Below are 10,396 nucleotides of genomic sequence, written 5' to 3'. Positions count from 1 at the left end.
TTTACTCAGAATGGCTGCAATTGGTCACAACAGCCTTATTTAAGTATTTGTACTTATTGCAAAAGTGACACGCTCCCAATCTCACCTCCAGCACTGCTTGCTGCATTCCCCACCGCACTAGCCGTATTAACAATCGCACTTCCGGCATTCCCTACCGCATTGCCTACCGCACTCGCGGTATTAACAATCGCACTTCCGGCATTGCCTACCGCACTCGCGGTATTAACAACAATCGCACCTCCAGCACTGCCTGCTGCATTCCCCACCGCACTCGCGGTATTAACGATCGCACTTCCGGCATTCCCTACCGCACTCGCGGTATTAACAACAATCGCATCTCCAGCACTGCCTGCTGCATTCCCCACCGCACTCGCCGTATTAACAATCGCACCTCCAGCACTGGCTGCCGCATTCCTTACCGCACTCGCCCTTGCAGAGACGGCTCCGAAAACGGAACCGAACCAATTGGATTTACCCCCTGGTTCAGCCTGCACATTTGATTCGGATCGATCCTTGGTTTCTGATACTTCGGTTGCTGACAGAACTTCTTCTGAGTGGGTGCTGTCTCTTTTGCTTTCGTTGTTATCTAGCATGGCTTTACTGTGGGTTGAGTTTTTCAATGCAGCTTTTTCAGCAATGCGTTGGATTGACACTCCCCACTCGCCTACAGATGGGGATTCGTTTCCTGGTCATAGTGTAGCGCGATCGTCCCGCTGGCGAGTTTTCGTCTTTTGCAGTGCCAGCAGGACGATCCAGATCCCTCATCTTTAAAGCATTAAACCATACTCAAAGACATCAATTCATCTGTCATTTCAAAATTCGCTGTCACGCTTTGCACGTCATCCAAATCTTCCAGTGCGTCCATTAACTTCAGGAGCGATCGAGCTTTTTCAGGAGTGTCTATTTCCACTGTATTGCTGGGAATCCAGCGAGTTTCCGACTGCAAAACTGCAAAATTTTTTTGTTTCAAAACATCAGCCAGTTGTTCCAAATTAGCCACGCTTGTAAATACCTCTGCACCTTCAGTATCCTCATCAATTAATATCAAATCATAAGATTCCGCAGCCGCCTCTAATGACGCTTCAAACAATTGTTCCTCATCAATCGGGCCGCGTACCGTACAAACTCCTTTGTGGTCAAACATCCAGCCCACACAACCAGTTTCGCCCAGGTTGCCGCCATTTTTAGTAAAAGCTTCTCGCAAGTCAGCCGCTGTGCGGTTGCGGTTGTCTGTCAGCGCTTCAATCAGAATAGCAACTCCGCCAACGCCGTAACCTTCGTAGCGAATAGCTTCTAAATCCGAACTTCCCCCGGCCAAGCCCGCACCTTTGGCGATCGCCCTTTCTATGTTTTCATTAGGAATACTCGCCGCCTTGGCTTTTTCTATAGCCGTCCGCAGTTGAAAATTTCCAGCGGGATCGGGAACTCCGCTGCGGGCCGCGACAATAATTTCGCGAGATATTCTAGCAAAAACCTTGCCTTTAACGGCATCAACTCTAGCTTTTTGGCGTTTAATATTCGCCCACTTACTGTGTCCTGCCATACCGATTTAAGCTTTTCGATTTAAAATGTGCGATCGAGATTAAACAATAACACCCAGATTCGGACAAATCAGATTAACGTAGGGTGCACCTCGGCGCACCTTACACACATAGCATAAAATGCGATTTTTGGCACTAATCTCAACTTTAATTAAACCGGATCGCGGTTTCAGAGTCAGTCAGGTGAGAAGTATCGCCATTAAGTGCGATCGACCATTCTCCCTCACTCCGCACCACTTTCACCAAACAGCACAAAGAAGCGTTAATTTCCGTTTCAGCACAGCCCGCCAGGCCGATCGCAGTTCCTAAAACCGACGCACCGTGACCTACCAATAACATATCTTCGGGAAACTCAGCCGCGAGGCGTTTAGCAGTTTCCCCCGCCCTTTTGAAACAAGCTTCCCCAGTTTCGGGATAATTAGCAATACCGCCTTTGTAGGAAGCATCAATCCTGGGAAAACGCCTGCACAAAGCTTCTACGGACTCAGTTTCCGGCATTTCTGTCATCCATTCAGGATTCAGCCATTCGCACAGTCCCCACTCTAGTTTAATTGACAAATCGAGAGCTTCTGCCGCGTGATTTGCTGTTTGGACAGTTCGCAGAAAAGGGGAAGCAAATATATGAGAAATTCCTTCACCTTTGAGGCGATTGGCGAGTTGTTTGGCTTGAACGTGACCGTCTTCGGAAAGGTGGGGATCGTAGCGGTGTTCTGCGGTGAGAAACCAGTCGGGGTTAACGAAGTCGATGCGGTTTCCGTGTCGTGCGATCCAGACTGTTTGCGGCATGAGTTGGTTTGAGTTTGGCTTCTAGGTGTAATATTATATCAAAGTTGGGTAATTTGATTTGTTGCAAAGCTATTGATGAGATTTTTTAACTGCAGAGGCACGCAGATGGATGGTGGATTTGGTAATGGGTGATGGATGCGATCGTATTTTTAACTTTACAGTAGATTTTGCCATGTATTCAAAATCAGGTACGCAAGCAAGCTTTTTCTCGATATCTTAAAAAAGTCGCAAAATATTTTGCAAGACATCTGCGTTAATCTGCTATTTTACGATTAATGAAAAATTTATAAAATAAGTCTCGTCACCCTATTTTTATTTCATTCCGCGTGGCGCGGACGACAGTTTGTGTAGCCATTACATTCGCCCTCTAACTCGCAGCATCTTATTCCCGCCTTTTTGAAACTCATAAGGAGCCTCTTGAATTTCTACACTAAAACTTCTCTTTTTCAATTCTGCGATCGTCGGATTTAAGTGATCGGATTCCTCTCCGCTAAAACTCTGCAACAAAGGGAATACCCGGACTTCCTTCGCAACCCGACACATTTCTGTAATTGCTGACCGATGAAATTCTTCGGAAAGCAGGTGAGAATAAGCAAATAAGAAATGGCTGCACAAAGCTAAATCGAATTTACCGTTCTCGAAAGGCAAAACTGGCAGCTCAGCATTAATGTATCGGCCTTGCTGCAAGCCTGATGGAAAATCTTCTAAAAATTCCTGCATCGCCTTCATTCGCACTTCGCCTAGCTGGTACGGCGATTCAAAATTATTCCACAGATAGCCGTCTACATTTGCCTTAACACCGTCAATCACAGTTTGATATGTTTCTTGGATGCGATCGCCAATTTCCACCGCAGTAAACTGATAAACTGGATCGCAAGAAATTACCTTTTTACCTTGGCGAGTCATTTCGGCATTGAAACTTGCCGGGCCGGCGGCACAATCAAGAATGTTTAGCTTGAGGTCACTTGATGTCAAGCTAAACATTCCTATGTATTCATCCAAGCAGCGTCCCCAGGGAATTACTTTATCCAATTTTAGTGACACTTGTCTTTGTCCTGCAGAAAGAATTATTTAATATTTTACCTCTAATACGGGCGTTTTTTTTATCCATTTCCTTGGCGGGTTGATTTGTCTGCCGAGTTATGTATGAAGAATTTTGCTCAAACGAGCTCCTAATCCTGATAACAGTTGGCGGGCTTTACAGTTTCTTTATAAACAAGGTACAAAATAGTTAAGTGCGATCGCACAATTTTTATGCTTCTACCTGTGGATTTTGCAGCGAAGCGAGGCTACACTGGACAGCAGGGAAAATAAACTAAAATCCACTAGCTAAATCGCTCTTGTTCATTGGCAGGCTGCAACCAGGGAAGAAAGATGAAACATACCGTTCAAACCGCTACAAGTCTGAGTTTGTCAGCACTCCTGGTGCTATTGAGTTCGCTGCCCAGTATAGCTCAGTTGCCTGCCATCAGAAATCCTGCTGCCACTCCTAACTCAAACCAACCGATAGTACCGCCACCGCCACCTCGGGGTGTAAGTTTGCCGCCGATCGGCAATTCTGGTTCGCTGACACCAGAAGCAGCTTATACTTTAGGCCCGGGCGATCGCGTTGCTTTAGATATCTTCGGCGTTCCTGAATTCAGCAAGGAATATCAAGTGTTAGTTGACGGGACGCTCAATTTGCCAATCATTCGCAGCGTCTCAATTCAAGGCTTGACCCTGCAACAAGCCGCTAATGTAATTACCCAGCGATACGAACCCTTCATCAATGTTCCCGTTGTTACCGTGACAGTGATAGTCGCTCGCCCCCTAAATATAGGTCTTGCGGGTGAAGTTACTCGCCCGGGTTCCTACAAGATTAATCCCACTAGAGAAGGAGGAGGAGTAAAATTCCCCACTTTGATGGAAATGCTGCAGCTTGCACAAGGGGTGACATCAGCAGGAGATATGCGAAATGTCCAAATTCGCCGTCCCCGCAGAGGCGGGCCGGAGCAAGTTACTAATGTGGATTTGCAGGATTTTTTAGACACGGGAAATTTGCGTCAAGATGTCACGATTCGAGATGGAGATACAATTTTTGTACCGACAGCAAGGGCTCTGAATACTCAAGAAGTTCGTCAAAGAGCCAGTGCTAATTTTTCCGCTGATATTACTAAACCAATTGGGGTGGTAATTGTCGGGGAAGTAAACCGGCCGGGGCCTTATACTGTATTTGCTTCGGATGTGCGATCGAGCAACCAACAAACAGAGTTGAGTTTTGTATCTATCGACCAACAGCAAGGAGCCGTTGTCGGCTTACCCACAATAACTAGAGCACTGAAAATTGCTGGTGGTATCACTACAGAAGCTGACATTCGCCGGGTGCAAATCCGCCGCCGAGTCAGAGGTGGCAATGAACAAACTATCATGGTAAATCTGTGGGATTTGCTGCAAAAAGGCGACGCAACTCAAGATATTTTGCTGCAAGAAGGAGATAGCGTAATTATCCCGACAGCAGCTACTGTAGACTTGGCTGAAGTTTCTCAAGTCGCAAATAGCAGTTTTTCTCCGAACGCGATTAGCATCAATATTGTAGGAGAAGTAATTAGGCCTGGCGCTTTGCAGGTGCGGCCTAGTACCTCCCTTCACCAAGCTTTGCTCACCGCAGGCAGTTTCAATCAATTACGAGCTAAAAAAGACAAGGTAGAACTCTTGCGTTTGAACCCCAACGGTACTGTTTCTCGCCGCACGATAGAGGTAGATTTTGCTCAAGGGTTGAATCCTAATAATAACCCCACTCTCCGCAACGACGATGTGATTCTGGTAGCGCGATCGGGCTATGCTAGGGTAGGAGACAATATCAACAGTTTCTTGCAGCCAATAACAGGAGTTGCAAGTGGGGTCAGCGCTGTTAGTGGCGTTCTTACTGGGTTTCAAGCAACTATCAACGCTTTTCAAAACTTATTTTTGGGAGGGGATTTCGAGCGGCGAAATCAGCTCAGGCAGATTCGCGAACAACGTCAAGACAGACAAGAGCAACGTGAAGACAGGCTGCTAGAAAGAGAGCTACAACGTCAAGATAGATTGCAGCAAGCAGAAGATAGAAGACTGCAACTTGAAGACAGACAGCGACAAATCGATCTGCAAAATCAGCAGCTTCAGATTCAACAGCAGCAACTTCAGCTCCAAAATCAGCAGCCGCAGCAAATGCAGCCACAAACTACGACAACTACTCCTTGATATCTAGTCAGGTAAAATAACCCTGATAAGTTTGTAGTGAGGACTTCAGTCCTCCCTGCAACAAAATTGATTAGGGTCGTTGAGTTCAAAACACACGACTCAAGTCCGGAAGGAATTTAAAGTAATAATTTAAACACATATTATCTCATAAAAATTGCGAGTTGTTAAGAGACCATTCAAAATATTTAACAAAACTTTTCTGTATATATTTAAACCTTTAGCATTGAGGTGAACACCGTCAATTGTTAAATCTGCATTGAGAGCTTGTTCCTTAAACAATGCTTGTATGCCGCGAGATTCAACAGTCACATTTTCAGCGGCTGCTACTCGATTGATGAGACCATTGATTTCGTCAACTCTAGCAATTGTTCCTGCTAATTTAGGATTGTAGCTGGCGGCAAGAGTTGAGTAAAAAGCAGGAATCAGAATAATTTGTTTTGTTCCGATCGATCGCATCACCGCGATCGCCTCTTTTAAATTGCTGACAAACTGCTCGTCGCTAATGCCGTACATAGCATCATTTGTACCGATCGCCACAATCGCTTTTTCGCAGGTAAACCGAAGCGGCACTACAAGTTTAAGCTGTTCTAGCAGCGAGACTGAACTCATCCCTCCGATCGCAAAATTAAAATTTTCTGCTCCCAAAGAGTCTCCCAGAGCCGAGGAAATAGAATCGCCCCACACACACCCTTGATATTGCCGATCTTTAATTTGTTGTACCTGATTGTACACAGCAACTTGCCACCACAGTGCAGAACTAACTGTATCACCCGAAGGTTGCGGGTTAGCTAACACCCGAAAGGGGATATACGCCGATAAAAACAAAGCCAACAGGACTGAAAATAACCTAAATTTAACTTTCATAAAACTTGCTAATTTTGCTGCTAGTTTAGTTTATGCTATTCCTTTGACCGACAGTCAGGATTTATGCAAATTTAGCGAAATTGCGATCCTCTTTTCATGATAATTAATCAATCTTTCGCCCCCAACAACTCCTGCTGCAAAACCTGATTTAATTTGCCGCTGCGAAACCCCTCCAAATCCAAAGTCGCGTACATAAAACCAAACTCCTGAAACACCGCAACCAAAGCAGGCAAATCCGTATTTAGCACAAACTCCCGAATCTCCTCTGCCGGTAACTCAATGCGCGCCGTATCTCCCTCAGATCGCACTCGCAAATTTTTCAGTCCCAACTGGCGCAAATACCGTTCAGCGCGCCCCACTCTTTGCAACTTTCTAACGGTGATTTCTTCACCGTAAGGAAAGCGCGAACTCAAACAAGGTTGAGCGGGTTTGTCCCACCAAGGCAAAGCCAATTCTTTTGCCAACTGCCGCACTTCAAATTTAGTGATTCCTACTTCTGCTAAGGGCGATCGCGCACCGCGTTCCTTGGCCGCCTGAATTCCGGGACGGTAATCCTTTAAATCGTCAGCATTAACCCCATCCACCACATAAGGATAACCCTTTGCTAGTGCTAGGGGTTTCAAAGTATCGTGCAGTTCGCTTTTGCAGAAATAGCAGCGGTTAACCGGGTTAGAAGTGTAATTGGGATTTGCCATTTCCTGAGTTTCTACTTCCTCGTGGGCAATCCCAATTTCTGCTGCTTGAATGCGCGCATCTTCTAAATCTTCTGGCAGTAAAGACGGAGAAACTGCCGTCACTGCCAAAGCGCGATCGCCCAACACATCAAAAGCGATTTTGGCTACCAAAGTGCTGTCAATTCCGCCGGAGTAGGCAATCAAAGCCCGTTCCATCTGTGCGAAAATATCTTTTAATTGTTCTAGTTTTTGTATTAACATAATTTCACCTTTTTTTACGAACATATAAGTAAGAAAGCAAACTCAATAAAGAAGAATGAAGAAAGCATATATCGAGCGGGTTCCTTTCTTCCCTCGAACCACTTCTTTCTTCCGACGGACATCGACTTCTAATGCTATTCTGGATCGATACCGAGGGCTGCCAATCGAGCCAAAAGTTCTTGATTTCGCTATCTTTCCTGTTCCAGCAGCGTCTCGGCTAACTCTTTGTCTTGCTGTCGGCGATCGGCTCGCTGGCGTTCATTTTCTGCCCGCTGGCGTTCATTTTCTGCCCTTTCTTCCGGCCACAAAAGCAGTTCTCCTTCAGCATTCCACCAACGCAGCCAACAACGCAGCCAATATCCCGTTCTACCTTCGCGAGTTCCCTGCCACACACCCAAAAATAGATTTAATCCAGGTATTAAATAACGGCAGTTTTCATCAGGATTTTGATTGTCATAACGCTCTGATTCAAGCGCATAAACTTCTATTCTGGCTGTCTGCGGTCGAAAAATGACATAGCGAGGAACTTTGATTACTTGTTCGCAAAAAAACCACTTGCCGATTTCTTCTGTGTGTTCGACAGAGTATTCGTCGCCGTAAGTAGCTGATAGAAATTCCATCACTACAAAAGGGACAGTTCCTTCGGTATGAGGGGTGTAACTGCGGCGGGGATAGTTGTGAGGCCAAGGTTGAACCGGCTGCACGTACATCCAGTCTGGGGCTTTGCAAATAGTGCGATCGTCCACAGCAGCACACAAAGCAAAATTAGAAACTATTAGTGCGTCTTGCATTAGTTCCGGGTAATCCACTACCGACTGGCGCAAACCGTTAGCTAGCAAGGGATGGTCTATATCGTCTACAGGGTCGTCTGGTAGGATAAAATCATCGGGTAGCAGAGGCCAAGTAATCTTGAGCTGGGATATCGGTTTGTGAATTACAGTAGTCATAAGTCACCTCATTTTACCAATAAAAGTTTGACTTTTAGTCGAGATTTCTTAGCGATCGCCTCCTTTATATTTTAGCGTGATAATTTGATATACTCACACTTTTGAAAATAGCGAAGGCGGCTTTTAAAATTCCCTACGAGAAAAGATGGCGATCGCAACTGACAGCAGCAGCACCACATACAGCAAACCGTAGCCAGCATCTGTAATCAAACCTGCCAAGTAAGGTACTTGTCCGTAAACAGCATCGTTTCTCAAATTGAATCTGGCTAAATCCGGCAAAACCAGATATAGTCCCATCATCAGTTGTTCAATACCAGGATTTTTAGTTAACTTGCCCAAAGCAACTAAATCCCGCGTCGAATGTCCCATTAAATAAACGCCAAATGTCAGTAAAGTTGCCAGCAGCGAACTGCTAAAAACCCCAAATAAAATCCCGACACCGGCCATGAGACACAGTTCAAACCAGACAAACAACGAAGCGATTAAAATGCTTTCCAAAGGGAAAGGAATGTGGCTCAAACTCAGAATAGCCAGATAGATAACAGTCATTGCTGCTACAAGCACCGCCAGCACCGCCGACAGCCCTAAGTGCTTGCCCACAATTAACTCCGCCCGACTTATCGGTTTAGCAACTAACAGATAAACAGTCCGTTTTTCAATTTCTTTGTTGACCAGTCCGGTAGCCACAAAGACTGTGGCAATTAGACCGAGGAGGCTCATAGCAGCCAAACCGATATCTAAGATAATTTTCTTTTCGGTTGTCGCCGCCAATTCCGGTATCAACCGTACCGATGCGCCCATCAACAGAGCAAAAATAATAATTAAGTAAAGGATGCGGTCGCGAATTACTTCCCAAAATACATTGGTCGCGACTGTCAAGATTCTTCTCAAATTCATCTAGTTATTAACTCGCTGAAAACTTTCGCCATACTTTAGTGTCAGGAAGAAGGAAGAAGGAAGAAAGCTCTTCGGCTTCGCTCAGATTAAAAAGAAGGAAGAGGGAAGAGGGAAGAAAGAGGATTTTTTCCATCTCCGACTCTCAGACTCTTTCACTCTTTCACTCTCCCGCTATACCAATCGCAATTAGTTAACAGAGACAGAATCAAACTTGACTGTCCCCCGCCGTTCCATCTTTTTGCTGTCCGGGTTGAGAGCGTTTGATGGCACCGCAGGTTACAGTCGCTCTATTGGCTACGGCGAACACCTCGCAAGATTTGGTAAACGAATATATTTCCGGTCTAAAAACCAATCCCAGCCAAGTTGCCTGCATCTCTAACTGATAGCGGGACTCTCCTTGAACGATCGAAGTTTTGACATCCCACCTCGCATCTTCTGCGACTACCCCTGTTGTTTTTAAGGCTTGATTCCGCAGAAAAAATCGCTCGTTGTCAATATCTATTAACATTTGCTCTACTTGCGCCCACGGTTTTGTGCGGGCTTCATTTCGCAAATATGCCTCCATTGCATTGAGGATGACAACTCCTCGAGAGCGATTAATAGTTGGCTGTTGAAATGTCACCACATAATCGCTTTGCCTCAAATCCTGGGATAACACGCTCGGGTACTGTCGTATCCAACCCTGAATTAAAAAGTGAAAAGCAAACCAACAGGAAAACAGCAGGTGAACTAGAGTAATGATCAAAAACTGAGGGCGCACCAACGACCTGATACCTTCTCGTTTTGACTCGCTATTCCAAACCTCTATTGTAGCAAGAACTACTACTGCTATCAGTGGACCGGATATCCACGCTATTTCCTTCCTATCCGACGGCAATCTTACCAGCAACCACAAGCCAATTAAGATGCTTGTCACCCACGGACTCAGACTTACTCCTTTAATAACAAAAGGTTGCTGACTGGTCAGCAAACCCATTGAAAGTGTAAAAAATAACCAGCTCATATCAAAAAGCAGAGTTCTCGTCCGCCAGTCAGTGACTGCCGCCACTGTCAGCAAAGCTAAAAAGATGCTGAGTAGTAAAGGAGTCTTCCAGTGAACAACTTTAGGCGGAATCATCGCCTTTTGGATTTTTTTATTGGTTTCCCAAAGGTTGTTCGTCAGTTTAGTGAGTTGCTGAGTGACATCAAAAAATTGCTTCATCATAAA

Annotated in this window: 10 protein-coding genes; 1 reads left to right on the top strand and 9 read right to left on the bottom strand. The window is 45.4% G+C overall.

What is annotated here, in order from left to right; all coding sequences use genetic code 11:
• Positions 1 to 53: 53 nt before the first annotated feature.
• The 4 genes from QUA33_RS22910 to QUA33_RS22895 form a co-directional block, all read right to left on the bottom strand.
• Positions 54 to 653: a hypothetical protein gene (locus tag QUA33_RS22910; RefSeq protein ID WP_333151432.1), complete on the bottom strand. Its 600-nt coding sequence runs from the start codon at positions 651 to 653 to the stop codon at positions 54 to 56.
• Positions 654 to 775: 122 nt separating this feature from the next.
• Positions 776 to 1,543, bottom strand: a complete 768-nt coding sequence (locus QUA33_RS22905) for a YebC/PmpR family DNA-binding transcriptional regulator (RefSeq protein ID WP_333151430.1) — start codon at positions 1,541 to 1,543, stop codon at positions 776 to 778.
• Between the two features lie 145 nt (positions 1,544 to 1,688).
• Positions 1,689 to 2,327 carry a histidine phosphatase family protein gene (locus tag QUA33_RS22900; RefSeq protein WP_333151428.1) on the bottom strand — a complete coding sequence of 213 codons (639 nt, stop codon included), beginning with the start codon at positions 2,325 to 2,327 and terminating at the stop codon, positions 1,689 to 1,691.
• A gap of 354 nt (positions 2,328 to 2,681) precedes the next feature.
• Positions 2,682 to 3,371, bottom strand: a complete 690-nt coding sequence (locus tag QUA33_RS22895) for a class I SAM-dependent methyltransferase (protein WP_333151426.1) — start codon at positions 3,369 to 3,371, stop codon at positions 2,682 to 2,684.
• 330 nt (positions 3,372 to 3,701) lie between these two features.
• Here QUA33_RS22895 and QUA33_RS22890 point away from each other — a divergent pair, with 330 nt between their 5' ends.
• Positions 3,702 to 5,546 (top strand): polysaccharide biosynthesis/export family protein, encoded by a 1,845-nt coding sequence (locus QUA33_RS22890; RefSeq protein WP_333151424.1) that lies wholly within the window; start codon positions 3,702 to 3,704, stop codon positions 5,544 to 5,546.
• Between the two features lie 129 nt (positions 5,547 to 5,675).
• Here the strand turns inward: QUA33_RS22890 and QUA33_RS22885 are convergent, their stop codons facing one another.
• The 5 genes from QUA33_RS22885 to QUA33_RS22865 form a co-directional block, all read right to left on the bottom strand.
• A complete protein-coding gene (locus QUA33_RS22885; protein WP_333151422.1) occupies positions 5,676 to 6,410 on the bottom strand; it encodes an SGNH/GDSL hydrolase family protein in 735 nt (244 codons plus the stop codon).
• Between the two features lie 107 nt (positions 6,411 to 6,517).
• Complete coding sequence (larE, locus tag QUA33_RS22880; protein WP_333151420.1) at positions 6,518 to 7,345, bottom strand: ATP-dependent sacrificial sulfur transferase LarE; 828 nt, start codon at positions 7,343 to 7,345, stop codon at positions 6,518 to 6,520.
• A gap of 188 nt (positions 7,346 to 7,533) precedes the next feature.
• Positions 7,534 to 8,292, bottom strand: coding sequence for a Uma2 family endonuclease (locus QUA33_RS22875; protein ID WP_333151418.1), 759 nt, complete (start codon positions 8,290 to 8,292; stop codon positions 7,534 to 7,536).
• Positions 8,293 to 8,415: 123 nt separating this feature from the next.
• Positions 8,416 to 9,189, bottom strand: coding sequence for an ABC transporter permease (locus QUA33_RS22870; RefSeq protein WP_333151417.1), 774 nt, complete (start codon positions 9,187 to 9,189; stop codon positions 8,416 to 8,418).
• Between the two features lie 205 nt (positions 9,190 to 9,394).
• Positions 9,395 to 10,393 carry a DUF5357 family protein gene (locus QUA33_RS22865; protein WP_333151415.1) on the bottom strand — a complete coding sequence of 333 codons (999 nt, stop codon included), beginning with the start codon at positions 10,391 to 10,393 and terminating at the stop codon, positions 9,395 to 9,397.
• Positions 10,394 to 10,396: the final 3 nt, after the last annotated feature.

Source organism: Microcoleus sp. Pol14D4 (assembly GCF_036701245.1).
Taxonomy (GTDB): domain Bacteria; phylum Cyanobacteriota; class Cyanobacteriia; order Cyanobacteriales; family Microcoleaceae; genus Microcoleus.
The sequence above is the reverse complement of the archived record's forward strand: the minus strand, read 5'-3'. Positions and strand labels throughout refer to the sequence as shown.

What these genes read in the sequence shown, in the direction of transcription:
- QUA33_RS22905 (WP_333151430.1), bottom strand. Translation starts at nt 1,543, where the DNA reads ATGGCAGGACACAGTAAGTGGGCGAATATTAAACGCCAAAAAGCTAGA.
- QUA33_RS22900 (WP_333151428.1), bottom strand. Translation starts at nt 2,327, where the DNA reads ATGCCGCAAACAGTCTGGATCGCACGACACGGAAACCGCATCGACTTC.
- QUA33_RS22890 (WP_333151424.1), top strand. Translation starts at nt 3,702, where the DNA reads ATGAAACATACCGTTCAAACCGCTACAAGTCTGAGTTTGTCAGCACTC.
- QUA33_RS22885 (WP_333151422.1), bottom strand. Translation starts at nt 6,410, where the DNA reads ATGAAAGTTAAATTTAGGTTATTTTCAGTCCTGTTGGCTTTGTTTTTA.
- larE (WP_333151420.1), bottom strand. Translation starts at nt 7,345, where the DNA reads ATGTTAATACAAAAACTAGAACAATTAAAAGATATTTTCGCACAGATG.
- QUA33_RS22875 (WP_333151418.1), bottom strand. Translation starts at nt 8,292, where the DNA reads ATGACTACTGTAATTCACAAACCGATATCCCAGCTCAAGATTACTTGG.
- QUA33_RS22870 (WP_333151417.1), bottom strand. Translation starts at nt 9,189, where the DNA reads ATGAATTTGAGAAGAATCTTGACAGTCGCGACCAATGTATTTTGGGAA.
- QUA33_RS22865 (WP_333151415.1), bottom strand. Translation starts at nt 10,393, where the DNA reads ATGATGAAGCAATTTTTTGATGTCACTCAGCAACTCACTAAACTGACG.